General features: G+C 54.1%; 25 protein-coding genes and 1 tRNA gene. 12 read left to right on the plus strand and 14 right to left on the minus strand.

Annotated elements, in window-relative coordinates; genetic code table 11:
* Nucleotides 1-94 precede the first annotated feature (94 nt).
* Nucleotides 95-172 (minus strand): stress response protein AzuC, encoded by a 78-nt coding sequence (gene azuC, locus QMZ65_RS25375; protein ID WP_502921534.1) that lies wholly within the window; start codon nt 170-172, stop codon nt 95-97.
* A 117-nt stretch (nt 173-289) separates the two neighbouring features.
* Nucleotides 290-862, minus strand: a complete 573-nt coding sequence (mntP, locus tag QMZ65_RS17065) for a manganese efflux pump MntP (RefSeq protein ID WP_058960691.1) — start codon at nt 860-862, stop codon at nt 290-292.
* 283 nt (nt 863-1,145) lie between these two features.
* Between mntP and QMZ65_RS17070 the strand changes: the two genes are divergently transcribed.
* From QMZ65_RS17070 to QMZ65_RS17085, 4 genes are all read left to right on the plus strand, one after another.
* Nucleotides 1,146-1,388: a DUF1158 domain-containing protein gene (locus QMZ65_RS17070; RefSeq protein ID WP_034819984.1), complete on the plus strand. Its 243-nt coding sequence runs from the start codon at nt 1,146-1,148 to the stop codon at nt 1,386-1,388.
* A 530-nt stretch (nt 1,389-1,918) separates the two neighbouring features.
* Nucleotides 1,919-3,529: a malate dehydrogenase (quinone) gene (mqo, locus tag QMZ65_RS17075; protein ID WP_097119452.1), complete on the plus strand. Its 1,611-nt coding sequence runs from the start codon at nt 1,919-1,921 to the stop codon at nt 3,527-3,529.
* Between the two features lie 131 nt (nt 3,530-3,660).
* The gene (locus QMZ65_RS17080) at nt 3,661-3,966 is read left to right on the plus strand and encodes a type II toxin-antitoxin system HigB family toxin (protein WP_034820085.1); all 306 of its coding nucleotides are present in this window, start codon (nt 3,661-3,663) and stop codon (nt 3,964-3,966) included.
* On the plus strand, nt 3,963-4,328 hold the full coding sequence (locus QMZ65_RS17085; protein WP_080748118.1) for a helix-turn-helix domain-containing protein: 366 nt from the start codon (nt 3,963-3,965) through the stop codon (nt 4,326-4,328). Before QMZ65_RS17080 ends, QMZ65_RS17085 begins: the two co-directional genes overlap by 4 nt.
* A gap of 54 nt (nt 4,329-4,382) precedes the next feature.
* On the opposite strand, the gene QMZ65_RS17090 is transcribed toward QMZ65_RS17085, so the two are convergent.
* A complete protein-coding gene (locus QMZ65_RS17090) occupies nt 4,383-4,970 on the minus strand; it encodes a LysE family translocator (RefSeq protein ID WP_097119453.1) in 588 nt (195 codons plus the stop codon).
* Nucleotides 4,971-5,106: 136 nt separating this feature from the next.
* Between QMZ65_RS17090 and QMZ65_RS17095 the strand changes: the two genes are divergently transcribed.
* Nucleotides 5,107-6,597, plus strand: a complete 1,491-nt coding sequence (locus tag QMZ65_RS17095; RefSeq protein WP_283216409.1) for an aminotransferase-like domain-containing protein — start codon at nt 5,107-5,109, stop codon at nt 6,595-6,597.
* Here the strand turns inward: QMZ65_RS17095 and QMZ65_RS17100 are convergent.
* Nucleotides 6,564-7,187: a glutathione S-transferase family protein gene (locus QMZ65_RS17100; protein ID WP_038644142.1), complete on the minus strand. Its 624-nt coding sequence runs from the start codon at nt 7,185-7,187 to the stop codon at nt 6,564-6,566. The genes QMZ65_RS17095 and QMZ65_RS17100 overlap by 34 nt on opposite strands.
* A gap of 113 nt (nt 7,188-7,300) precedes the next feature.
* Between QMZ65_RS17100 and QMZ65_RS17105 the strand changes: the two genes are divergently transcribed.
* Nucleotides 7,301-8,149: a PhzF family phenazine biosynthesis protein gene (locus QMZ65_RS17105; protein WP_283216410.1), complete on the plus strand. Its 849-nt coding sequence runs from the start codon at nt 7,301-7,303 to the stop codon at nt 8,147-8,149.
* A gap of 96 nt (nt 8,150-8,245) precedes the next feature.
* Here the strand turns inward: QMZ65_RS17105 and QMZ65_RS17110 are convergent, their stop codons facing one another.
* Nucleotides 8,246-9,004, minus strand: a complete 759-nt coding sequence (locus tag QMZ65_RS17110) for an SDR family NAD(P)-dependent oxidoreductase (RefSeq protein ID WP_283216411.1) — start codon at nt 9,002-9,004, stop codon at nt 8,246-8,248.
* 115 nt (nt 9,005-9,119) lie between these two features.
* On the opposite strand from QMZ65_RS17110, the gene QMZ65_RS17115 reads away from it, so the two are divergent.
* The 3 genes from QMZ65_RS17115 (at nt 9,120) to QMZ65_RS17125 (ending at nt 12,690) form a co-directional block, all read left to right on the plus strand.
* Entirely contained in the window at nt 9,120-10,019 is a 900-nt protein-coding gene (locus QMZ65_RS17115; protein WP_160833742.1) for a LysR family transcriptional regulator, read from the plus strand.
* 45 nt (nt 10,020-10,064) lie between these two features.
* The gene (gene yhjD / locus QMZ65_RS17120) at nt 10,065-11,066 is read left to right on the plus strand and encodes an inner membrane protein YhjD (RefSeq protein ID WP_034819999.1); all 1,002 of its coding nucleotides are present in this window, start codon (nt 10,065-10,067) and stop codon (nt 11,064-11,066) included.
* Between the two features lie 289 nt (nt 11,067-11,355).
* Nucleotides 11,356-12,690 carry an MFS transporter gene (locus QMZ65_RS17125; RefSeq protein ID WP_034820002.1) on the plus strand — a complete coding sequence of 445 codons (1,335 nt, stop codon included), beginning with the start codon at nt 11,356-11,358 and terminating at the stop codon, nt 12,688-12,690.
* A 263-nt stretch (nt 12,691-12,953) separates the two neighbouring features.
* On the opposite strand, the gene ilvC is transcribed toward QMZ65_RS17125, so the two are convergent.
* Entirely contained in the window at nt 12,954-14,429 is a 1,476-nt protein-coding gene (ilvC, locus tag QMZ65_RS17130) for a ketol-acid reductoisomerase (RefSeq protein ID WP_097119457.1), read from the minus strand.
* A gap of 161 nt (nt 14,430-14,590) precedes the next feature.
* Here ilvC and ilvY point away from each other — a divergent pair, with 161 nt between their 5' ends.
* Nucleotides 14,591-15,472 (plus strand): HTH-type transcriptional activator IlvY, encoded by an 882-nt coding sequence (gene ilvY, locus QMZ65_RS17135; RefSeq protein ID WP_034820008.1) that lies wholly within the window; start codon nt 14,591-14,593, stop codon nt 15,470-15,472.
* Here ilvY and ilvA read toward each other — a convergent pair whose 3' ends face one another.
* The 6 genes from ilvA to ilvL all read right to left on the minus strand — a co-directional run bounded on the left by ilvA (nt 15,473) and on the right by ilvL (nt 22,035).
* On the minus strand, nt 15,473-17,020 hold the full coding sequence (gene ilvA / locus QMZ65_RS17140; RefSeq protein ID WP_097119459.1) for a threonine ammonia-lyase, biosynthetic: 1,548 nt from the start codon (nt 17,018-17,020) through the stop codon (nt 15,473-15,475).
* A gap of 6 nt (nt 17,021-17,026) precedes the next feature.
* Nucleotides 17,027-18,877 carry a dihydroxy-acid dehydratase gene (gene ilvD, locus QMZ65_RS17145; RefSeq protein WP_097119460.1) on the minus strand — a complete coding sequence of 617 codons (1,851 nt, stop codon included), beginning with the start codon at nt 18,875-18,877 and terminating at the stop codon, nt 17,027-17,029.
* A gap of 61 nt (nt 18,878-18,938) precedes the next feature.
* Complete coding sequence (locus QMZ65_RS17150) at nt 18,939-19,868, minus strand: branched-chain amino acid transaminase (RefSeq protein ID WP_097119461.1); 930 nt, start codon at nt 19,866-19,868, stop codon at nt 18,939-18,941.
* Between the two features lie 18 nt (nt 19,869-19,886).
* Nucleotides 19,887-20,144, minus strand: coding sequence for an acetolactate synthase 2 small subunit (gene ilvM / locus QMZ65_RS17155; protein WP_034820026.1), 258 nt, complete (start codon nt 20,142-20,144; stop codon nt 19,887-19,889).
* A complete protein-coding gene (gene ilvG, locus QMZ65_RS17160; RefSeq protein WP_211729173.1) occupies nt 20,141-21,787 on the minus strand; it encodes an acetolactate synthase 2 catalytic subunit in 1,647 nt (548 codons plus the stop codon). Before ilvG ends, ilvM begins: the two co-directional genes overlap by 4 nt.
* Before the next feature lie 149 nt (nt 21,788-21,936).
* Nucleotides 21,937-22,035: an ilv operon leader peptide gene (ilvL, locus tag QMZ65_RS17165; RefSeq protein WP_071531048.1), complete on the minus strand. Its 99-nt coding sequence runs from the start codon at nt 22,033-22,035 to the stop codon at nt 21,937-21,939.
* Nucleotides 22,036-22,362: 327 nt separating this feature from the next.
* Here ilvL and QMZ65_RS17170 point away from each other — a divergent pair, with 327 nt between their 5' ends.
* On the plus strand, nt 22,363-23,883 hold the full coding sequence (locus tag QMZ65_RS17170) for a YifB family Mg chelatase-like AAA ATPase (RefSeq protein WP_283216412.1): 1,521 nt from the start codon (nt 22,363-22,365) through the stop codon (nt 23,881-23,883).
* Between the two features lie 30 nt (nt 23,884-23,913).
* Here QMZ65_RS17170 and QMZ65_RS17175 read toward each other — a convergent pair whose 3' ends face one another.
* Entirely contained in the window at nt 23,914-24,252 is a 339-nt protein-coding gene (locus tag QMZ65_RS17175) for a MaoP family protein (RefSeq protein WP_034820034.1), read from the minus strand.
* A gap of 121 nt (nt 24,253-24,373) precedes the next feature.
* Here QMZ65_RS17175 and hdfR point away from each other — a divergent pair, with 121 nt between their 5' ends.
* The gene (hdfR, locus tag QMZ65_RS17180) at nt 24,374-25,195 is read left to right on the plus strand and encodes an HTH-type transcriptional regulator HdfR (protein ID WP_097119464.1); all 822 of its coding nucleotides are present in this window, start codon (nt 24,374-24,376) and stop codon (nt 25,193-25,195) included.
* Nucleotides 25,196-25,318: 123 nt separating this feature from the next.
* Here the strand turns inward: hdfR and QMZ65_RS17185 are convergent.
* Nucleotides 25,319-25,394: transfer RNA gene (locus QMZ65_RS17185), tRNA-Trp, on the minus strand.
* Nucleotides 25,395-25,477 lie beyond the last annotated feature (83 nt).

Below are 25,477 nucleotides of genomic sequence, written 5' to 3' on the forward strand. Positions count from 1 at the left end.
GAAAATTCGAGTCGATATTGAGCGGGGGAGATAAGAAAATCATTGATAACCACAGGTCGATCCCTGACCGCGATTATCGAGGGTATAAGTGCGATTAATGCAGTGCGCCTGGTGGGACGTGCTTGAAAGTCTCAACATATGCACGAAACACGTAGCGGAAAAAACGTTTCATTGGATACCTGGCTCAAAAATTGTTGAAGAAATACGCGAAAAGTATAACTAACGCGCGTTTTTCACGCAATTATATTTGAGCCAGATCACAAAATGAGGGGTTTGGCAGATGCCTGAATTAGCCGAAGAGGTTGAGATGTTGATTAAGGATGGTGCAGCCGATGCTGATCAGTACCAGTCCACCCAGCACTTCCGCCCATTTACCCATCACCGGACCGATAAAGCGACCCACCATCACGCCAGTCGTGGCCATGATGGTGGTAGCGGCACCAATGGTCAGCGCGGTAAGCACAATATTCACCTGCAGGAATGCCAGGCCGACGCCCACCGCCAGCGCATCAAGACTGGTAGCCACCGCGGTCAATGCCAAGACCATAAAGCCATGACGCTGTGGTGCTTCGCAGGGTTCATCCGCCGTCTGACGGAAACCTTCCATCATCATGCGGCCGCCAAGAACGGTTAACAGGGCAAAGGCCACCCAGTGATCCCATGCCATGATGTAGCGACTGGCCGCCAGGCCAATCGCCCAGCCAATCAGCGGCGTCAGCATTTCAATCACACCAAAGATCAGGCCGGTGCGCAGCGCTTCTTTGAAGTTCGGGCGATGCAGCGACGCGCCTTTGCCCAGTGCTGCGGCGAAAGCGTCCATCGACATACCAAAGGCCAGAATCAGAGTTGCGATAAATGTCATGGGTTTTCAATCAATGCCGCGAAAAATGCCTTCAAGCGAGCGATTTTCCGCATCTATTGTTCAGTAATGAAAAAGTGCGCGCAGTCTAGCATGCAAAATCACCAAAAAAAAGACAGTAAAATCATGGATTTAAGTATAGCAAAGGCTATAACTCTTAACTTGCGCTATTTATGACGCTAAGTGGATGGAATAGAAGAATTTTCTTAGGGTGACCCGGCACAGGGATTGCACGCCAGCACGCTTTTATGCGCTAATGCCCGCGCTAATTGATAGGAAACCTGCGATGAAAAACCCGTTTGAAACGCTGATTATCCCTGGCGGAATCCTGCTGCTGGGCTTTCTCTCCGCGCTGCTATTGCCCGCGCCGCAATTCGGCCTGGAATTATCCAGACGGATTCAGGAGATGCTGCATTTGCAGGACCTGAATCAGCTCTACACTATCGTGTTTTGCCTGTGGTTCCTGCTGCTGGGCGCGATTGAATTTTTTGTCATCCGCTTTGCATGGCGTCGCCTCGCTAAGCAGTGATCCCCACCGCCGCGTAATGCTTTTTTCCTCTGACCACTGTCTGACGCGGCGAAAAATTAATACTCACAGAAATGTAACATTAGTTTTACACGATCTGGCGAAATATCACGCAACATAAAAACCGCATAAAAAATCAATCCACTACAAATTGTTATTAATCATACATTTAAAGTGTGATGCCGCTCACTCTCCGAACATTACCCTGTGCATTCCTCTCACAATATCGCAACAACTGCATTACCATAACCCTCTGATTAAGGGATAAAAATCCCTTATGACAGCGGGGTCGAGCTGATTAATTCTTATGCTGAATCATTTCGGCCTTTAAAAAATAAACAAACGTTTAATTCCGATACGAGAATGTTATATTCAAATGCATATGCATAACGTGCAGTTAACCGTTATCGTCCCCTGACTTAAACCTGAGTCTTAACCTTTGAGAAATAGCGCGACGCGCTCGAAAGAAGCGTGGCTGTTTCGCCTGCGAACCTGTTGAACTTCAGGTCAACAGAGAGAGGAGATGTCGCCTCATGAGTACTACTGCGGTAAACCTGGCGCTCGCCGCCGCTGGTATGGATAGCGCAAACCTTCAGGAACGAAAGGATGTCGACGTACTGCTGATCGGCGCAGGCGTGATGAGTGCCACCCTTGGCGCATGGCTGCAGGATCTGGAGCCGGACTGGTCGATTGAGATGGTGGAACGCCTCGACGATGTCGCGGTGGAATCCTCCAATGGCTGGAATAATGCCGGGACCGGTCACGCTGCGTTGGCCGAGCTGAACTATACGCCGCAGAAGGCGGATGGCAGCATCGACATTGCAAAAGCGGTGGCGATCAACGAATCGTTCCAGATTTCTCGTCAGTTCTGGGCGTACCACGTTCAGAAAGGCAACCTGCGCAATCCAAAAAGCTTTATCCACAGTACGCCGCACATGAGCTTCGTCTGGGGCGACGATAACGTTGAGTTCCTGCGCAAACGTTTCCAGGCGCTGCAAAAAAGCACCCTGTTCCGTGGCATGAACTATTCAGAAGATCGCGACCAGATCACCCAGTGGATTCCGCTGGTGATGAATGGCCGTGACAGCAAACAGAAAGTGGCGGCCACCTGGACCGAAATGGGCACCGACGTCAACTTCGGTGAAGTGACGCGTCAACTGATTGCCTCTTTACAGAAGAAAGCCAATTTCCGCCTGCGTCTGCGTCAGGAAGTGCGTGATATCAAGCGCCTGAGCGATGGCCGCTGGCAAGTGACGCTACACAATCTGGCCAGCGGTGAAAATCGCCTGCTGACCACGCGCCAGCTGTTTATCGGTGCGGGCGGTGCGGCGTTGCCACTGCTGCAAAAATCCGGCATCCCGGAAGTGAAAGGCTACGCCGGTTTCCCGGTGGGCGGTTCCTTCCTCGTGACCGAGAATCCAGAAGTGGTGCAGCAGCACATGGCGAAAGTGTACGGTAAAGCCAGCGTGGGCGCGCCGCCGATGTCGGTACCGCACGTGGATACGCGTGTGCTGGATGGTAAGCAGGTACTGCTGTTTGGCCCATTCGCCACCTTCTCGACCAAATTCCTGAAACAGGGCTCGCTGCTGGATATGTTCGGCGCGATGAACGGCAGCAACCTGTTGCCGATGATGCAGGTCGGCCTGAAGAGTTTTGACCTGGTGAAATATCTGGTCGATCAGGTGCTGCAAAGCGATGACGATCGAATGGAAGCGCTGCGTGCTTATGTGCCGCAGGCGAAACAGGAAGACTGGCGTTTAGTCACTGCTGGCCAGCGCGTGCAGATCATCAAGAACGATGAGAAAGAGGGCGGCGTACTGCGTTTAGGCACGGAAGTCGTGACCTCTGAAGATGGTTCGATTTCAGCCCTGCTCGGCGCTTCGCCGGGGGCATCTACTGCAGCGCCGATTATGCTGGAGCTGATGGCGAAAGCCTTCCCTGAGCAGATGCGTTCACCAGAGTGGCAGACCAAAATCCGCGCGGTGATCCCAACCTGGGGCCGTAAGATGAACGGTGACGTAGCGCTGACCGAGAAGATTCTGGCGGAAACCAGCCGCGTACTGCAACTCGACTACGCACCGATCGTTACGCCAGACGCGGCGAACGACGAAGCCCGCGAGACGGCGCACGTGGTGGGGAAGTAACCAGGCAATCCTGATTGCCGTGAATAATGATAAGGCCGCGCAAGCGGCCTTTTTTATGGCTAAATGCGAGAAATGTCCCAAATTGGGATATGAGTTTGCTATAGTCCCAAGGCGGGACTAAGATGCGCGACATGAGAATCATATCGGTACGGACACTCAGGGAGTTCATGACGGCGAACCCCGACTCAGCTCAGCCGTTGAGAGCCTGGATTGATGAAGCGCAAAAGACCAATTGGTTAAATCCAGCAGACATCAAGGATCAATACCGCAGCGCCAGCATTTTGAAAGGCAGTCGCGTGGTATTTAACATTAAGGGAAATGATTATCGACTGGTTGCGGCCATCGCTTACCCGCAGAAGCTGATTTTTATAAAATTTATCGGCACACACCGGGAATACGATGCCATTGACGCAAACACAGTGGAGCAACGTAAATGACACTGACCATTAAACCCATTCGCAACGAACTTGATTACGAAGCGGCCCTGGAGGCCATCTCTCCGCTCTTTGATGATGTGCCTGAGCTGGGCACGCCAGAAAGCGATTATATGATTGTGATGAGCATGCTGATCGAAGCGTGGGAGAAAGAGCACTACCCTATTGAAGCTGCCGATCCGATTGAGGCGATTAAATTTCGTATGGAACAACAGGGATTGACTGCCAAAGATCTGGAGCCTGCCATAGGCCGACGTAATCGCGTCTATGAAGTGTTAAACGGCAAACGCTCTTTGTCTCTGGAGATGATTCGCAATCTGCACAAGCAGTTTGGCATTCCTTTAGAGAGCCTGGTGGGTCTCTAAAATTGCAGGGGGGCCAATGATAGCGCCCCATTTGCTTCTATTGCATGCTTGGTTTTAGCTCAGCAGTACCGCGTCGTACAGCATCCAGGCCGTGGTGGCCACCAGCGACAGTGCCATCAAACTGTTAAACGCCTGACGTTTCCACGCCACTTGCAGATGACTGCGCAGACGATCCCCCATCGCGGCCCAGATCAGGATGCAAGGTAAGTTCAATGCGGCAAATCCCAGCAATACTGTGATGACGCCGTTGCTGTTGGCGTACATCAGCGCCACGTTAGTCACCATCAGCCAGGCTTTGGGATTCACCGCCTGAAAACAGATGCCGCCCACCAGCGTCATCGGACGCGGACGCTCACGCGCTTCTGGTGCTGCAGCACGAAAAATTTTCCATGACAGCCAGAGTAAGTAACTGCATCCCACCATCGTGAGTGGTAAACGAATGGATGCCATCCAGTGCAGCAACACATCCAACGCCATACTTGCCAACAGCATCTGTATCGCACAGCCCACCAGAATGCCAAACAGCATCGGCAAGGTGCGCTTGAAACCAAAATTGACGCCCGATGTGGCGAGCAGCAGGTTGTTCGGGCCGGGGGTGATCGACATCACCGTGACGTAGCTGAAGAATGAAGGGTCGAGCATGATGCGCTTCCTGATGGTTCAAAGTTAACTTCATGCTAATGCGTATCGGGCGATGGAAACAGAGACACAAAACCGCTATTGTAATGGATACAGTTAATATTAATTTAGATTGTACCCATCGCACGCGGAGGCTTTTGTGTCCCTTCCCCTTTCATCCGGTCAAACGCTGTATCAGCAGCTGGCAGATAGCTTTGCCGAGTCGATTCATCAGGGCACGCTGAAACCGGGAAAACGGCTGCCCGCCATCCGCCGCGTGGCACAATCGCATCAGGTTAGCGTCAATACGGTGCTTAATGCCTGGCAAATCCTTGAAGATCGCGGCCTGATTGAAGCGCGTCCGCAATCGGGCTATTACGTGCGTGGCGTGATGCCAGCCGTGACGCGTCCGGTCAAACCGCTGCCCGCGAAAATCAACGACCCGAGCACGCAGAAGCTGGAACTGATTGAGCAGGTGTTTGCCGCGCAGAATAATGCCGATTACACCAATATCTCTTTGGCCTGTCCGCAGGATGGCACCTTTTATCCGGCAGCGCGCTTAGGCCGAATTACCTCGGGCATTTTACGGCACAACCCCGACATCGTCGGGCGCTATGCGCTCCCGCCGGGTAGTGAGCGCTTACGGGAGGAGATTGCACGTCGCAGTCTGCACACCGGTATCAATCTGACCGCGCAAGAGATCACCCTCACCCACGGCTGCATGGAAGCGTTACAGCTGGCGCTGCGGGCGGTGACCAAGCCTGGCGACTGCATTGGGCTGGAATCTCCCACTTACTTCTTCCTGTTCCCCCTGCTGGCCTCTCTGGGCCTGAAGGCGCTGGAGATTCCCACCGATCCTCAGCAAGGGTTGTCGCTGGATGCGCTAGAGATGTTGTTACAGGAGAAGCGTATTCAGGCGCTGATCGCCATGCCCGGCGCGCAGAACCCGCTGGGCTATGTGATGCCCCTGGAAAATAAGGAGCGACTGGCGAAGTTAGTGAATACTTACCACGTCCCGATGCTCGAAGATGGGCTGTATGACGAGCTGCAGTTCGACTGGCCACTCTCGCCGCCGGTGAAAGCCTTTGATAGCGAGGGCTGGGTGATTTACTGCACCAGCTTTACCAAAACCGTGGCGCCGGATTTCCGCGTGGGCTGGACCGCGGCCGGTCGTTTCCATCAGACCATCGCCCGTTTGAAAGCTGTCTCATCGATGTCTGAATCGCGGTTGTTGTGTGAAACCCTCGCCGAATTCCTCGCCAGCGGCGGATACGATCATCATCTGCGCTCGCTGCGCCGCCGCTATGCCGCCAATCTCGATGCGGCGCGCGGCATCATGGCGCGCCATTTTCCGCAGGGGACACGCGCTACGCTGCCAAAAGGTGGTTTTGTGTTTTGGGTGGAGTTGCCGGGGAAAGTGGATACCGTGGAGATGTTCCATCGGTTATTGCAGGAGCAGATTTGCGTGACGCCGGGAGCGCTCTATTCGCTGAGCGACCGTTATAAACATGCACTGCGCCTCTCCTGCTGTTATCCGTTTGATGAGCGTTATACGTGGGCACTAAAACGCACCGGCGCGCTAGCCTGCGAAATCACAGGCCTGGCACCGGGACAGGATCAGGGTTTGCCGTTGCGGCCCCAGGTGGTGTAGCCCTCACGCTCGGTCAGACGCTCGTAATAGAGTTGTACGGCGGGAAATTCAGGGTGCTCCAGCGGGGTTTCAAACCAGCGATTGACTGCAAGCCCCACAGGAATGTCTGCCAGCGAGAAATTGCGTCCTGCGACGTAGCGCCCGGTTTTTTGCAGATGCTGGTCAAGAATATTCATGGTGTGCGTCCAGCCTTTAATCGCGGCGGCCAGCAAACGCGGATCCTGATGGGCGGGCGAGTTGCGCACCAGTGACATAAACGCATAGCGCCAGGAAGTATTGAGTTCGGTGGCTTGCCAGTCCATCCACTGATCCACCGGTGCACGCGCTCGTGGGTTTTCAGGATAGAGCCAGTCGCCGCCATTGCTGTTGGCGAGATAGCGCAGAATGGCGTTGGATTCCCACATCACGAAGTCATCTTCGATGATCACCGGCACCATGGCATTAGGGTTGAGCGCCATGAATTCCGCCGAGTGCAGCGATTGCGGGTCTTCACCCCAGGGTTCGAGCTCATACGCGAGATCCAGTTCTGAACACAACCACAGAACTTTGCGCACGTTGATTGAAGAAGTACGACCAAGAACTTTTAACATAGCGGACTCCGATTCCAGAATTCTTAACCTATTCATAGTCCTGTTGGCTGCCATTAGCAATCTGCAGGATGTAAATCAGGATGTCAGAGTGCCTCAACCAGCAAGGAGTGAAAATGAAAGTCGCGTTTAAGCAGGTGGATGTGTTTACCTCAACAGCGTTCAAAGGTAATCCGCTGGCAGTGATTATGGATGCAGAGGGATTAAGTGACGCCCAGCTGGCTGCTATTGCCCGCTGGACCAATTTGTCGGAAACCACCTTTGTCCTGCCAACACAGGATACCGCAGCCGATTACCGGGTGCGCATTTTTACCACCGAAGGGGAATTGCCGTTTGCCGGGCATCCGACGTTGGGCACAGCTCACGCCTTGCTGGAAGCGGGCTGGCAAGTGAAAACGCCGGGCAAGATTGTGCAAGAGTGCGGCGTCGGCCTGGTGGATGTGCGCATTAGCGAGGATGGCGCGCTGGCCTTCGCGGCCCCCAACGTCACGCTGACGCCATTTGATGACGCGTTGATGAGCAGCGCATTGAACAGCGAGGCCTTTGACACCAACCAGACGCCGACCATTGTCGATATGGGCATTCGCTGGCTGCTGATTCCGATGAACAGCGCACAGGCGGTGCTGGATGTGCAGGCCAGCGCGGCGGATCTGCTGCGCTTGCAAAAGCATGCCGACGTCAATGGGACTGCGCTGTTTGGCCCGCTGCCAGAGGATTGCGGCGAGCAATTCGAAGTGCGCGCGCTGCTGGTTGAGAACGGCAGCCTGACCGAAGATCCGGTAACCGGCAGCGCCAACGCCTGTCTGGCACGTTACTTTGCGGCGCAGGGGAAAACTGAGGATTATCGCGCACGTCAGGGCAGCGCCATTCAGCGTGAAGGACGGATTCAGGTGAGTTTTAGTGGTGAGAGCATCTGGATTGGCGGCCAGACGGTGACCGTGATTGACGGGACGATTGAGATCTAAAATACGCGCAATAAATTGCGCCGCTACGGCCATCTGCACGGTTGCGTAGCGGCGCGATTTATCGCGCATTATTACAGCGTGCTTAATCGTGCATTCTTACAACGCCTGCCCACCTGAAGCTTCAATACGCTGCGCGGTGATCCAGCCGGTTTCTTCGCTCAGGATGGCGCTGATGGCGTCACCAATATCATCTGGCTGGCCAACGCGGCCCAGCGATGTCGCCGAGGCAATGTGATCGTTGAGATCTTTGGTATCGCGCACGCGTCCACCGCCGAAATCAGTTTCAATCGCACCCGGCGCCAGAATATTGACGCGAATACGACGCTCGCCCAGCTCTTTGGCCTGATAGCGCGTCAGCACTTCCATCGCCCCTTTCACCGAGGCATAGGTGCCTGAACCCGGCAGCGTCATGCGTGTTAATCCGCTGGAGATGTTCAGGATGCGACCACCATCGATAATCAGCGGCAGCAGCTTCTGCGTCAGGAAGTAAGGCCCTTTGAAGTGCACGTTGATCAGCGCATCAAACTCCTCTTCGGTGGTTTCCGCAAACAACTTGTAGTGACCGTGACCGGCATTGTTCACTAAATAATCAAAGTTGTCGCGTTGCCAGGTTTTTTGCAGTGTCTCTTTCACCTGCGCCACGAAGCTGTCGAAGGTGCTGCTGTCGCCGACATCCAGCTGTAACGCCACCGCACGTGCGCCCAATGCTTCAATCTCTTTCACCACGGCCTGCGCTTCTTCCGCGTGACCACGATAGGTAAAAAGGATATCCACGCCTTTGGCCGCCAGTTTCAGCGCACCATTCTTGCCCAAACCGCGGTTACCGCCGGTAATCAATGCAATTTTATGACTCATGTTTCGCTCCAGATGGAAAATTGAACACGGGATAAGGATATTCGCTATAAATTGATCTATAAACGCAGAGGAATACGCAGCACTGTTTCACTAACAACAACAATCGGTGAACAACATGGATAAAATTCACGCAATGCAGGTTTTTGTGCGGGTGGCAGAAATGGGCAGTTTTACCCGTGCGGCTGAAAGTCTTGGACTACCAAAAGGCAGCGTATCGCGCCAGCTTCAGGCGCTGGAAAATCAAATGGGCACGCGTCTGCTGCATCGCACCACGCGGCGTGTTCATCTCACCCAGGATGGGCTGGTCTACTACGATCGCTGTCTTGATCTGTTGTCGATGCTCGACGATATGGACAGCCTGTTCCAGCACGATCCCGCCACCCTGAGCGGCAAGTTGCGCGTCGATATGTCGGTCGCCATGGCCACCGGATTTATCCTGCCGCGTTTGCCTGAGTTTCTGCAGCAGTATCCCGGCATCGAAATTGAGCTTAGCAGCAGCGATCGCCAGGTGGATGTGATTCGTGAAGGTTTTGACTGCGTGATCCGCGTGGGCGAGCTGAAAGATTCGGGTCTGATTGCGCGAAAAATCGGATCACATGCCTTGATTAATTGCGCCAGTCCCGACTACCTTTCCCGCTTCGGCATGCCGGTGCGCCTCGAAGATCTTGCACAGCACGCGATGGTGCATTACACCCAGCAGCTGGGGCAGCCCTCTTTGGGGTTTGAATATTTTGATGGTAAGCAGTGCCACTATGTTCAGACCGGCGGCGTGGTGACGGTGAACAGCACCGAAACTTATCGTGCCGCCTGCATCGCGGGATTAGGCATTATTCAGGTGCCCGCGATTGGTGTGCAGCCACTGCTGGAATCAGGCCAGTTAGTGGAAGTGCTGCATCACTTCCCCGCCAAGCCGATGCCGATTTCGTTGCTTTACCCACATCGCCGCAACGTAGCACGTCGCGTGCGGGTGTTTATGGAGTGGCTGAGTCAGGTGTTGCAGGAGTATGTGACATAAAGGGCTATAATTTTAATTTCGCAGTGAACAGGATGATTATCGTCTATGACAGACAAACCTAACCAAGAACCCACGGCTGAAAAGAAGCCGCTGATAGATATCAAGACCGGTAACAAAACCGTGGATGGCTCAATCCAGAACGTGTCGCGCTTTGCGGCCTGGTTCCAGGCCATTCCGGCGGTGGCGCATTTTATGCGCGCGCTGGATCGGTTTAACGATCGCCTCGGCAGCCAGTTTGGCGCAGCGATCACTTACTTCTCCTTCCTATCTCTGATACCGATTTTGATGGTCTCCTTTGCGGCAGTCGGTTTTGTGCTGGCGTCGAATCAGGATTTACTCACCGAGTTGATCAACAAAATCGTTAACAGCATCAGCGATCCTACGCTGGCCACTACGCTAAAGAACACCGTGAACACCGCGATTCAGCAGCGCGCGACGGTCGGGTTAACCGGTTTGCTGCTGGCGCTCTACTCTGGCATTAACTGGATGGGCAATTTGCGCGAGGCGGTGCGCGCGCAATCGCGTGATGTTTGGGAGCGTAAGCCGGACGATCAAGAGAAGTTATGGAAGAAATATGCGCGTGATTTGGTGTCGTTGCTGGGTCTGATGCTGGCGCTGGTGATTACCCTGTCGCTGACCTCCATTGCCGGTGCCGCGCAGAATGCCATCGTCAACGCGTTGGGATTGGAGGATATCGAGTGGCTGCGCCCGGCAATGACCATCATTGCGCTGTCGATTTCCATCTTTGCCAACTATCTGTTGTTCCTGTGGATTTTCTGGATTCTGCCGCGCCATAAGCCGCGCAAAAAAGCACTATTTCGCGGCACGCTGCTGGCGGCGATTGGTTTTGAAGTGATTAAATTTGTGATGACGCTGACGCTGCCAAAGCTGGCCACTTCGCCCTCTGGGGCAGCCTTTGGTTCAGTGCTGGGATTAATGGCGTTCTTTTACTTCTTTGCCCGTCTGACACTGTTCTGCGCCGCGTGGATAGCCACCGCAAAATACAAGGATGATAAAGAGATGCCGCAGCCGCATCAGGGCAATTAACATCGCAAAATTGTTACATTTGCCGCAACAGCTAAAAATGTTTCCTGCTGGCTATTATTCCAGCAAAAACCAGCAGGAAACGCTAAAGGGTCACTTTAATTTGGCCCTTTTGCAGAGATTCCCGCCAAAAAAGTGACACTTCCCGTTCCCATCACCCGCCGATTGCCGCAACTCAGAAATTATCCACTTTTTCGCCGAAAATGCCTGTTCTGGCGCGGGTTTTCATCATTGAATGCCGCAAAACAGGTGCGTAAGATTCTCTGTCTACATTTACAATTAAGAAACAGTCATGCAAGCCTCCATCACAGAAACACTCGACAAAAAACACGACGACACGCCCGTAAACTCACGCGGCAAAGTGGTCGTGGCATCGCTTGTCGGCACCGCGATCGAATTCTTCGATTTCTATATTTATGCCACTGCGGCCGTCATCGTCTTTCCGCATATTTTCTTCCCGCAGGGTGATGCCACCGTGGCAACGCTACAGTCGCTGGCTACGTTTGCTATCGCCTTCGTCGCGCGCCCGATTGGTTCTGCGCTGTTCGGTCACTTTGGCGACCGTGTAGGCCGTAAAGCCACCCTGGTGGCATCGCTGCTAACCATGGGCGTCTCTACCGTATTGATCGGTCTGCTGCCTGGATACCAAACCATTGGCGTTGCTGCTCCGCTGCTGCTGGCGCTGGCGCGCTTTGGTCAGGGCCTGGGTCTTGGTGGTGAATGGGGCGGCGCCGCTCTATTGGCAACCGAAAATGCGCCAGCGAAAAAACGTGCGCTCTATGGTTCATTCCCGCAGCTTGGCGCGCCAATTGGCTTCTTCTTCGCCAACGGTACTTTCCTGTTGCTCTCCTGGCTGCTGACCGATGAGCAGTTCATGAACTGGGGCTGGCGTGTGCCGTTTATCCTTTCTGCTGTACTGGTACTGATTGGCCTTTATGTGCGCGTTTCGCTGCATGAAAGCCCGGTGTTTGCCAAAGTGCAGAAAGAGAACAAGCAGGTCAAAATGCCGATCGGTACGCTGCTGAGCAAGCATCTGACCGCTACGATTCTTGGCACCTTCATCATGCTGGCGACCTATACGCTGTTCTACATCATGACCGTGTACTCGATGAGTTACGGCACTGCACCGGCGCCAGCGGGCTTAGGCTTTTCCCGTAATAGCTTCCTGTGGATGCTGATGGTGGCGGTGATTGGCTTTGGTGTGATGGTACCGATTGCGGGCCTGCTGGCAGACCGCTATGGCCGTCGTCGCACCATGATCACCATTACTTTGTTGATCATTGCCTTCGCACTGATGTTCCCGATGCTGCTGGGTTCAGGCTCACAGATTCTGGTGATGGGCTTCCTGCTGCTGGGCCTGAGCATTATGGGTCTCACCTTTGGGCCGATGGGTGCGCTGCTGCCAGAGCTGTTCCCGACCGAAGTCCGTTATACCGGCGCGTCGTTCTCCTATAACCTGTCGTCAATTCTCGGTGCCTCGGTTGCGCCTTATATTGCAACATGGTTGAACGCTAACTACGGTTTGCAGGCGGTCGGTTTTTATCTGGCTTCCATGGCCGTGCTGACGCTGATTGCGCTGATTGCCTGTAAAGAGACGCGCCATCAGACGCTGTACGAAGCGGTGTGATGGTTGCAGATTGATATGATGAACCCGGCTCAGGCCGGGTTTTTTATTGGGTCGGAATTGAGATACGGGCGAATGACATGAGGGCACCGCGTTAGCGGCGCGAGGACGCCAGACCCTAAGCGGCCCCGGACTGCGTGATCGCCATGCGTTACGGCTCAATGGTGTTTTGTCGTGTCTGAGTGTGAGAAACCTATCTGATCAGGCATAAAAAAACCCCGGCAAGCCGGGGTTCTTCTTGTGCTGAAAACGGTGTCGTGCGGGGATTAGCCAGCAACCGCGATGCGTTTCATATCGGTCATGTAGCCACGCAGTTTGCGGCCAACCGCTTCGATTGGGTGCTGACGAACGGCTTCGTTAACGTCACGCAGCTGTGCGTTATCAACCTGAGTGCCTTCAATCGCTTTGCCCAGATCGCCTGGCTGCAGCGTGGTCATGAACTCTTTCAGCAGCGGTACTGCCGCGAAGGAGAACAGGTAGTTACCGTATTCTGCGGTATCAGAGATAACCACGTTCATTTCATACAGACGCTTACGTGCGATGGTGTTCGCGATCAGCGGCAGCTCGTGCAGTGATTCGTAGTAAGCAGACTCTTCAATGATGCCTGCATCGATCATGGTTTCGAAGGCCAGCTCAACGCCCGCTTTCACCATGGCAACCATCACAACGCCTTTGTCGTAGTACTCTTGCTCGTCGATTTTACCTTCGAACTGTGGTGCGTTCTCGAATGCAGTTGCACCGGTCTCTTCACGCCAGGTCAGCAGGTTTTTGTCGTCGTTCGCCCAGTCAGCCATCATGCCGGAAGAGAATTCGCCAGAGATGATGTCATCCATGTGCTTCTGGAACAGCGGAGCCATGATGGTTTTCAGCTGCTCAGACAGTGCGTAAGCACGGATTTTCGCCGGGTTAGACAGGCGATCCATCATCAGGGTGATGCCACCGAATTTCAGTGATTCGGTGATGGTTTCCCAGCCGAACTGAATCAGTTTTTCGGTATAAGCCGCGTCGTGACCTTCAGCCACCAGCTTATCGAAGCACAGCAGAGAACCGGCCTGCAGCATACCGCACAGGATAGTCTGCTCGCCCATCAGGTCAGATTTCACTTCAGCAACGAAGGAAGATTCCAGCACGCCAGCACGGTCGCCGCCGGTGGCAGCAGCCCAGGCTTTAGCGATTGCCAGGCCTTCGCCTTTTGGATCGTTTTCTGGGTGAACCGCGATCAGGGTTGGCACACCGAAACCACGCTTGTACTCTTCACGCACTTCAGTGCCTGGGCACTTCGGTGCTACCATCACCACGGTGATGTCTTTACGGATGGTTTCACCAGATTCAACGATGTTGAAACCGTGTGAGTAGCCCAGCGCTGCGCCATCTTTCATCAGAGGCTGTACCGCTTTAACTACCGCTGAGTGCTGCTTGTCTGGCGTCAGGTTAACCACCAGATCCGCCTGTGGGATCAGCTCTTCGTAAGTACCCACTTTGAAACCGTTATCGGTCGCTTTGCGGAAAGAAGCACGCTTCTCAGCAATCGCTTCAGCACGCAGTGCATAAGCGATATCCAGACCGGAGTCACGCATGTTCAGACCCTGGTTCAGACCCTGAGCGCCACAGCCAACGATAACGACTTTCTTGCCTTTCAGGAAGCTAGCGCCATCCGCGAATTCATCGCGTGACATGAAACGACATTTGCCTAACTGCGCTAACTGGTTGCGCAGATTCAATGTGTTGAAGTAGTTAGCCATGGGTACTCCGGTTAGATGTTGTGTTTGCTTTTGTTCGGTAACAGCACCGTATTCAGTGCCGCGAATGACCCCATCATATGACAGGAAATCCATTGCTTAAATTGATATATTAGCAAGGTCACATTGCAGAATTTGCAACAACACGTTGAGGTGAAACGCGCATGGATTTACGAGACCTGAAGCTCTTTCTTCATCTGGCCGAAAGCTGTCACTTTGGTCGCACCGCGCGTGCTATGCACGTCAGTCCCTCCACGCTCTCTCGCCAGATTCAGCGCCTTGAGGAAGATGTCGGTCACGCGCTGTTCCTGCGTGATAACCGCACCGTGACGCTCACTGAAGCCGGCGAGCGCCTTAAGCAATTTGCTCAGCAAACCTTGTTGCAATATCAACAGCTGCGCCACGTAATGGATCTGAACGGTCCTTCACTGAGCGGCGAGCTGCGCATTTTTTGCTCGGTGACCGCCGCTTACAGCCATTTGCCGCCGATTCTCGATCGCTTCCGCGCCGAACATCCGCAGGTGGAAATCAAACTCACCACCGGCGATGCCGCCGACGCAATTGAGATGGTGCAATCTGGCGAGGCAGATTTGGCCATTGCCGGACGTCCGGAATCGCTGCCCGCCAGCATCGACTTCACACCGCTCGCCATTCTTCCGCTGGTGCTGATCGCGCCCGCGCTGCCGTGTGCGGTGCGCAGCCAGGCCACACAGGCGCAACCTGATTGGTCGCAGATTCCGTTTATCGTGCCGGAACAAGGCCCGGTGCGGCGCGGCATTGATTTGTGGTTCCGTCGCCATCGCATTCCCAATCCACAAATTTACGCCACGGTTTCCGGGCATGAGGCGATTGTCTCGATGGTGGCGCTGGGATGTGGCATTGCGCTGCTGCCGGATGTGGTGCTGGAGAACAGCCCGGAGCCGGTACGTAATCGCGTGCTGACGCTGGAGAATGTCGAGTCGGTCGCGCCGCTGGAGCTTGGCGTGTGTGTACAAAAAAAGCGGCTCGGGGAGCCGCTTATCAGTGCTTTCTGGAACCTGCTGTAGTTACTGCCCGGCGAGGAAGAAACGGAACGCCGGGTTGTTCGCTTCATCGTGCCATTCGTAGCCCAGCGCCGTGAGATGGGTTTCGAAATCCGGCTCTTGATCGTTGGCTTCGAAGGCCACCAGCACGCGACCAAAATCGGTACCGTGGCTGCGATAGTGGAACAACGAGATATTCCAGTGTGCGCCGAGCGTCTGCAGGAACTTCAGCAGCGCGCCCGGTGCTTCCGGGAACTCAAAGCTAAACAGGCGCTCGCGCAGCGGTTTCGATGGACGACCGCCGACCATGTAGCGCACGTGCAGCTTCGCCATCTCATCATCTGACAGATCCACCACCTGGTAGCCACCTTCGCTGAGCTGGCTGATGATCTCACTGCGCTCTTCCAGACCGCGCGTTAAGCGCACCCCAACGAAGATGCAGGCGTTATCGGCATCCGCATAGCGATAGTTGAACTCGGTGATGGAACGGCCACCCAGCGTCTGACAGAAACGCAGGAAACTGCCCTGCTGTTCTGGAATCGTCACCGCCAGCAACGCTTCGCGCTGTTCACCAATTTCACAGCGTTCTGACACGTAGCGCAGACCGTGGAAGTTGACGTTAGCGCCCGACAAGACGTGCGCGAGGCGCTCGCCTTTGATGTCGTGCTGCTGGATGTACTTCTTCATCCCTGCCAGTGCCAGCGCGCCCGAAGGTTCCGCCACCGCACGCACATCTTCGAACAGGTCTTTCACCGCCGCGCAGATGGCATCACTGTCCACGGTGATGATGTCGTCGAGATACTCTTTGCACAAACGGAAGGTTTCGCTGCCGATGCGCTTCACCGCCACACCTTCAGCAAACAAACCGACGCGCGCCAGATCCACCGGCTCGCCCGCATCCAGTGCCGCTTTCAGGCAGGCTGAGTCTTCCGACTCTACCGCGATCACTTTGATCTGCGGCATCAGCTGTTTGATCAGCACCGCCACACCCGCCGCCAGACCGCCACCGCCGACCGGTACAAATACGCGATCGATATGCGCATCTTGTTGCAGCAGTTCCATGGCCAGCGTGCCCTGCCCGGCAATTACTGCCGGGTGGTCAAACGGTGGCACAAAGGTGTAACCCTGCTGCTCGGCCAGCTCGATGGCTTTGGCTTTTGCCTCGTCGAAGTTAGCACCAAACAGATAAACCTCACCGCCAAATGCGCGCACTGCATCAACCTTGATGTCCGCCGTGGCCACCGGCATCACAATCAGTGATTTGATGCCAAGCCGACTCCCCGAAAGTGCCACACCCTGTGCGTGGTTACCGGCCGAAGCCGTAATCACGCCGCGTGCTTTTTGCTCTTCGGTCAGTCCGGCAATCATCGCATATGCCCCACGCAGCTTGAAGCTGTGCACTGCCTGGCGATCTTCACGCTTCACCAGAATGGTGTTGCCGAGACGCGATGAAATTTTTTCCATTTTCTGCAGCGGCGTCACCTGCGCAATTTCGTACACAGGCGCACGCAGCACTGCGCGCAAATACTCCGCGCCGTTAGGCGACGCGGGTAGCGGTTGAGACTCAGCCATCAGTTGTTAGCCTCCCAGCTTGGACTTATCGCGTACCGCGCCTTTATCAGCGCTGGTCGCGAGTGATGCATAAGCACGCAGCGCGAAGGAGACGGCACGTTCGCGGTTGTGCGGGGTGTAGGCCGCTTCGCCACGCGCCAACTCTTTTTCACGACGAGCGTGGATTTCGTTGTCTGGCAGATCCAGATGGATACGACGGTTCGGGATATCCAGCTCAATCATGTCGCCATCCTGGATCAGCGCAATGGTACCGCCACTCGCCGCTTCAGGTGAGATGTGACCGACAGAGAGACCGGAAGAACCGCCGGAGAAACGACCATCGGTGATCAACGCACAAGCTTTACCCAAGCCCATGGATTTCAGATAGGTGGTTGGATAGAGCATTTCCTGCATGCCCGGACCGCCTTTTGGCCCTTCGTAACGGATCACCACGCAATCGCCCGCCACAACTTTGCCGCCGAGGATCGCATCTACCGCGTCATCCTGGCTTTCATAAACTTTGGCTGGACCTTTGAAGGTCAGCAGCTCAGCATCAACGCTGGCGGTTTTGACGATACAACCATCTTCTGAGATGTTGCCGTACAGCACGGCCAGACCGCCATCCTGAGAGAAGGCGTGCTCACGAGTACGGATACAACCCTCTTTACGGTCATCATCGAGTGTGTCCCAACGGCAGTCTTGTGAGAAGGCTTGGGTGGTACGGATGCCGGCTGGGCCCGCGCGGAACATTTTCTTCACCGCTTCGTCTTGGGTCAGCATGATGTCGTACTGATCCAGGGTCTCACGCATGCTCTGCTGCAGAACGTTGCGCGCACTGGTATCGATCAGCCCGGCACGATCCAGCTCGCCCAGAATCGCGACAACGCCACCAGCACGGTGCACATCTTCCATGTGATATTTCGGCGTACTCGGTGCCACTTTGCACAGGTGCGGTACTTTGCGCGACAGGCGGTCGATATCTGACATGTTGAATTCGATTTCGCCTTCCTGCGCCGCTGCCAGCAGGTGCAGAACGGTGTTGGTGGAACCGCCCATGGCGATATCCAGCGTCATCGCATTCTCAAATGCCGCTTTGGTGGCGATGTTGCGTGGCAGTACGCGCTCATCATCCTGCTCGTAATACTTTTTGGTCAGGCTAACGATGCGCTTACCGGCGTTGAGGAACAGCTCTTTACGGTCGGCGTGGGTCGCCAACAGTGAACCGTTGCCTGGCTGTGCCAGACCCAGCGCTTCGGCCAGACAGTTCATCGAGTTCGCAGTGAACATCCCTGAACAAGAACCACAGGTTGGGCACGCAGAGCGTTCGATTTTATCGCTGTCTTCATCGCTGACGTTCGGGTTAGCACCCTGAATCATCGCATCAACCAGGTCCAGCTTGATGATTTTGTCAGACAGTTTGGTCTTACCGGCTTCCATCGGACCGCCGGACACAAAGATCACCGGGATGTTGAGGCGCAGTGACGCCATCAGCATGCCGGGGGTGATTTTGTCGCAGTTAGAGATACACACCATGGCATCGGCGCAGTGCGCGTTCACCATGTACTCCACGGAATCGGCGATCAGCTCGCGCGAAGGCAGTGAATACAGCATGCCGCCATGACCCATGGCGATACCGTCATCCACCGCGATGGTGTTGAACTCTTTGGCGACACCACCGGCGGCTTCGATTTGCTCAGCCACCAGCTTGCCCATATCGCGCAAGTGCACGTGGCCCGGCACGAATTGGGTGAATGAGTTAACCACGGCGATAATCGGTTTACCGAAATCGGCGTCGGTCATTCCTGTGGCGCGCCACAGGGCGCGTGCACCCGCCATGTTACGACCATGGGTGGTGGTGGCAGAACGGTACTTAGGCATGCTCTATTTACTCCAGTCTGAAATATGACGCGGGCGCAGCTGCACCCGCGTAACTGTCTTGTTATGGATTAACTTGATCCAACCAGCCGTACTTGTCTTCGGTTTCGCCAGTGAACAGGCCGAAGAATGCGCTCTGAATTTTTGTGGTCACTGGACCGCGTTTGCCCGCACCGACCTGAATGCCGTCAACGCTACGTACCGGGGTGATTTCTGCCGCAGTACCCGACATGAACACTTCATCAGCCAGATACAGAGATTCACGCGACAGCGTTTGCTCACGCACTTCGATATCCAGGTCGATCGCCAGCTTGATGATGGCGTCACGGGTGATACCTGGCAGGGCTGAAGAAGTGAACGGCGGCGTGAACAGAATGCCATCTTTCACTTCAAACAAGTTTTCGCCAGCACCTTCTGAAATATAGCCGTTGGTGTCGAGAGCGATACCTTCCTGATAACCGTGGCGACGCGCTTCGCTGCCGACCAACAGTGAGGAGAGGTAGTTACCACCGGCTTTAGCCGCGGTTGGCAGAGTATTCGGTGCAACACGGTTCCATGAAGACACCATCGCATCGATACCGTTTTCCAGTGCTTCAGCACCCAGGTAAGCACCCCATGGGAAAGCAGCGATGATCACGTCGGTGGTGTAGCCATCTGGTGGGTTCACACCCAGGCCTACGTCGCCAACAAACGCCAATGGACGAATGTAAGCGCTTTTCAGTTTGTTCACGCGAATCACTTCGCGGCACGCTTCCATCAGCTCATCAACAGAGGCGGCGATAGGAAAACGATAGATTTTGGCGGAGTCGTGCAGACGCTGCATGTGTTCACGGTGACGGAACACCACTGGGCCTTTGTGTGAGTCGTAGCAACGTACGCCTTCAAACACTGAAGTACCGTAGTGCAGTGCGTGAGACATGACGCTGACCTTGGCATCTTCCCACTTAACCATCTCCCCGTTAAACCAAATAAAGTCTGCTTTCTTCGTACTCATTGTTATTTCCTTTGGCGACTAAGCGCGGATTTGTTGTGATGTCTGTTGCTGGATCTCGACACAAGCGACATCCATAAGTTTGCTTAACTGCGAAGACAGTAAATCGACCGAACGCTGACTGGCAACGGTCATCTCGATATTAATGTTCTCAGCGTTGATCGCAGATGCCATGTTCATCGAGCACACCTGGAAGCCACGGTGGCGGACAACACGCAAAATGCGCTCCAATATTTCAGGGCGGAAGCGGGCTTCGATAGACAATTGATGCTGGTTCATGCGGTTTTCTCCATCATGTTTGCGTTGCTGGCACCCGGCGGTACCAATGGCCAGACGTTTTCATGCTCATCAATCGAAACATGCAGGAAGTAAGGACCTTCACTGTTCAGCAGAGCATCTATCGCGGCGTCGACCTGATCTTTACGGCTAATGTGCTGGCCTGGGATATCAAAGGCGCTGGCCAGCGTAAGGAAATCGGGGTTATCGGTGAGGATGGTTTCACTGTAGCGGCCATCAAAGAACAGCTGCTGCCACTGGCGCACCATGCCTAAACGTTGGTTATCCAGCAGCAGGATTTTCACCGGCAGCTTACCGCGCTTGATGGTGCCCAACTCCTGAATGTTCATCATGATTGAGCCATCGCCTGACACGCAGATCACGGTGTCTTGCGGGCGGGCAACCTGAGCGCCGATGGCGGCTGGCAGTCCGAAGCCCATGGTGCCGAGGCCGCTGGAGGTGATGAAGTTCTCTGGCTGAGTGAAGCTCATGTGCTGCGCAGCCCACATCTGATGCTGGCCCACATCGGTGGTCACCACCGCGCTGTCCGTTTTACGATCGGAGAGTTGTTTCAGCAGCAGCGGCGCATAAATCGCCTCACCTGGATGATCGTAGCGCCAGTCAAACTCGGCTTTCATCGCTTTTACTTCGGTGCGCCAGCCCTCAATCTGCATCGGCATACTCAACGCGGGCAGCACCTGGTTCAAATCACCTTGCAACGAAACGTGCGCACGACGCAATTTGTTCAACTCGGCCGGATCGATATCGATATGAATGACGTTCGCATGCGGGGCGAAGGTGTCTAACTTGCCGGTGACGCGGTCGTCGAAACGCGCGCCAACGGCAATCAGTAAATCGCACGATTGCACGGCAAGGTTGGCAGCTTTGGTGCCGTGCATACCCAACATGCCAAGATAGAGATCGCTGCTGGCGTCTGCACTTCCCAGACCTTTCAACGTGGACACCGTTGGGATACCGGTTGCTTCAGCCATGGCACGTAATGCAGGCACCGCTTGTGCCATGCCAACACCGCCGCCGATATACAGCATTGGCTTATGCGACTGCGCCATTAATGCGCGGGCTTCAGCGATATGCTCTGGCGAATGACTGATCGCCTCTTCAACCGGCAGCAAATGCGGTGTTAAATCGGCACTAGCAATTTGGATGTCTTTCGGGATATCCACCAGAACCGGACCGGGACGGCCAGACTGGGCGATGGCAAAGGCTTCGGCCATCACGGAAGGCAAATCTTCGAGGGATTCAACCAGGAAACTGTGCTTAGTGCAGGCTAATGACAGGCCGAGAACGTCGATTTCCTGGAAGGCATCGGTGCCGATGAACGCAGATGAAACCTGACCGGTGATCGCGACAACCGGGATGGAATCCATAAACGCATCTGCTAAACCGGTGATCAGGTTGGTGGCACCGGGACCGGAAGTGGCGATACACACGCCGGTTTTACCGGTGGCACGGGCATAACCGATCGCCGCCATCACAGCACCTTGCTCATGACGACACAGTAGGTGTTCCACGCCGCCATCGTAGAGCGCATCGTACACTGGCATGATTGCGCCGCCAGGATAGCCAAACACTGTGTCGACACTCTGCGCGCGTAAAGCCTGAACTACCCACTGTGCACCTGTCATCGTTATTCTCCTGTATTCCTGGTGGAACAACAGAATTTTATGCTACTGCTCATAATCTGTTCCTCGCTGATTCGCTGATATTTAGCCAGGTCGAAAAAAAACCCCCGGACCTTTCGGTGCGGGGGTTTTTGGAATTCCGGGCTTGATTTTTAAGCCTTTCTTTCTCCAAGCGATGCCCCGCACGGTGGGATAATAATCACCACCACGCTAATCACGACTAGGCTAATCACTTGTAGAAGGGCTTTCATGTGTTGTCTGTTTTTTCGATTGTTCGAAGTAATACCTACAGAGTTACCATAGTTATCTACGCGTTGACAATTATTTTCATAATGTTTTTTTATGACGTAAGCAATCGGCTCGGGTTATCGCCTTGTAAGTTAAAGGTTATTTTAAGTTGTGAAAAATTTTCATTACGCACACTGCGAAACCTCTCTGTTAATTCTGCGATATCGACCTCAACTGCGGCGAAAACATTGTAAAAACCGCTGATTCACTGGAATCCGGCGCTGATGTTTTTTAATCGCATTCGCAATCTGAATTTACTCCTCGCATGATGAAGACAACAAGGAGTGGTTATGTCTTTATCAAAGGTTCTCACTCGCGCGGCGCTCGGCGTACAGGCGCCATTGGTAACGGTTGAGGTGCATATCAGCAAGGGGTTGCCCGCTTTAACGCTGGTTGGCTTGCCTGAAACCACGGTGAAGGAAGCGCGGGAACGGGTACGCAGTGCCATTATCAATAGCGGATTCACCTTCCCTGCTAAACGCGTCACCATCAATTTGGCTCCTGCCGATCTGCCAAAAGAAGGTGGGCGCTACGACCTTCCCATCGCCATTGCGATTCTCGCGGCCTCAGAGCAGCTTCCTGACGCGAAACTGGCGCACTATGAGTTCCTGGGGGAGTTAGCACTCAACGGCGCGCTCTGTGGCGTTCAGGCCTCTATTCCAGCAGCGATGGCCGCTTTGCAAGCCGGCAGGCAGATGGTGTTAGCTGAAGAGAATCAACGGGATGTCGGATTGATCCAACAAGGGGAAACGCTCGTCGGTAAACATCTGCTCGAGATCTGCGCTTTCCTGCATAACCAGTCGACACTCACCGTTGCGTATTCTCAACCTGAGGCGCTGCAACAGGAAAGCCAGGACCTCAGCGAAATCATCGGTCAGGAACAAGGACGCCGCGCCCTGGAGATCACTGCCGCTGGCGGGCATAACCTGTTACTGCTTGGACCGCCCGGCACAGGGAAAACCATGCTGGCGACCCGCCTGCCCGGCATTATGCCGCCCTTAGACGATCAGGAAGCGCTGGAGTGCGCAGCGATTAATAGCCTGGTCAGCAGCCGAAATCTCCATCATCAGTGGCGCAGAAGGCCATTCAGAGCACCTCATCACAGCGCTTCGCTGTATGCATTAGTGGGAGGAGGAGCAATCCCCCGGCCTGGTGAGATCTCTCTGGCGCACAATGGCGTCCTGTTTCTGGATGAACTCCCGGAGTTTGACCGCAAGGTACTGGATGCATTACGCGAGCCCATTGAATCCGGCGAGATTGCGATTTCCCGTACACGCGCCAAAGTCACTTATCCTGCGCGCTTTCAGTTAATTGGCGCCATGAACCCCAGCCCTACCGGGCATTATCAAGGCAGTCATAATCGATGCACGCCGCAACAGGTGCTGCGCTATTTGAGCCGGCTCTCAGGTCCGTTTCTTGATCGCTTTGATCTGTCTCTGGAAATCCCGTTGCTACCCAGTGGAACCTTAAGTCAAAAACAGGAAGTCAGTGAGAGCAGCGAGACGGTACTTAAACGCGTCCTTGCTGCTCGTCAGAGGCAAATTGAGCGAGCAGGCAAAATAAACGCGCATTTATCTAATCCGGAGATTGCCCAGTGCTGTGTACTGAGACAGGACGATGCTATATGGCTGGAAGCTGTATTGAATTCGCTGGGTCTTTCTGTGCGCGCGTGGCAACGCATTTTGAAAGTCGCCAGGACGATTGCCGACTTGGCAGGGGAGGAGACGATTTCACGACAGCATTTGCAGGAGGCGGTGGGTTATCGCAGCATTGACCGGTTGCTAATCTTTCTGCACAACAGTCTGGAATAAAAAACGGGGCTTTAGAAGCCCCGCTATTTTTTAATCATCGCTATCGCTAAAGTCTTCCACAGTGTCCATCTGCGGCTTACCGCCAGACAATGTGTGGAAACGCTTAGGACGCTTAATACGTGCGGTATATTTCGACCAGACACGTTCAGCTTCCGTTTGCGGCTCACGCAGACCACGACATACTTCTAAAAACGAACGCTCTTCTTCAGTCGCTGGTTCACGCTTGGCGAGGTCCAGTTCATTGAAGGCGTAACCGTGGCGTTCCAGAAGCTGAGCTTCTTTAATGGTGAAATCACCATGACGTGAAAAACCACGAGGGTAATGTTTGTTATCAAAGAAACGATTTGTTGTTGCGAAGCTATCCGCCATTTTACACGCTCCCGACTCTCTTATGGCCGTGCTATTTATGGCGCGGAGTATTAGATAGGCTTGACAGAGTGTAAAACAAAACATTTAAATCAGTACGACAAACATTTTTTGGGAGAATGCTGTGGATACGGAATTACTGAAAACTTTCCTCGAAGTGAGCAGAACACGCCATTTCGGGCGTGCTGCTGAAGCGCTTTACCTCACGCAATCTGCCGTTAGTTTTCGCATTCGTCAGCTGGAAAATCAGTTGGGAGTCAACCTTTTCACCCGTCATCGAAATAATATTCGGCTAACTTCTGCGGGTGAGCGTTTATTACCCTATGCAGAGAGCCTGATGAGTACCTGGCTGATGGCTAAAAAGGAAGTTTCACATACACAACAGCATCATGAGCTATCGATAGGTGCCAGCGCGTCGTTGTGGGAAGCTTATCTAACCCCTTGGTTAAAAACGCTTTATGATAATCGTGAAAGTCTTCACCTTGAAGCACGTATCGCACAACGGCATTTGCTGGTAAAGCAATTACATGAGCGTCAGTTGGACCTTTTAATCACCACCGAAGCGCCCAAAATGGATGAATTAACCAGCCAACAGATTGGTCATATTTCACTCGCGCTCTTCCGCGCACGTAAGACTGAGAAACGTGAAAAATATGATTACATTAAACTGGAATGGGGTGCGGATTTTCATCAACATGAAAGTTATTTATCCAGTGATGATGTGCCAGTATTGACCACAACTTCAGCGCATGTGACACGTGAATTACTCCACACTACCGGCGCCTGCGCGTTTTTACCGGATTCATGGCACAGCATTTATAGTGATTTGATGGTTATTCCAGATACACCCGTTGCCGTTCGTCCACTCTATGCGGTGTGGCTGCAGAATAGCGATCAACAAGCACATATTCGTCAGCTGCTTAAATTTCCAGTATTGACGCAATAAAGCAATTGAGAGGGGTTTGAGTGTCGCGCAGTGAAACTCAAACCCTTTTCACTGACGAATTTATGAGGTAAATGCCAAATTTTGGACAAAAAAAATCCTTTGCCGAAGCAAAGGATTGTTTTCTGGCAGGGGCGGAGGGACTCGAACCCCCAACACCCGGTTTTGGAGACCGGTGCTCTACCAATTGAACTACGCCCCTAAAAGGGTGGCGGAACGGACGGGGCTCGAACCCGCGACCCCCTGCGTGACAGGCAGGTATTCTAACCAACTGAACTACCGCTC

Source organism: Pantoea sp. EABMAA-21, assembly GCF_030053335.1.
GTDB classification, from domain to species: domain Bacteria; phylum Pseudomonadota; class Gammaproteobacteria; order Enterobacterales; family Enterobacteriaceae; genus Pantoea; species Pantoea communis.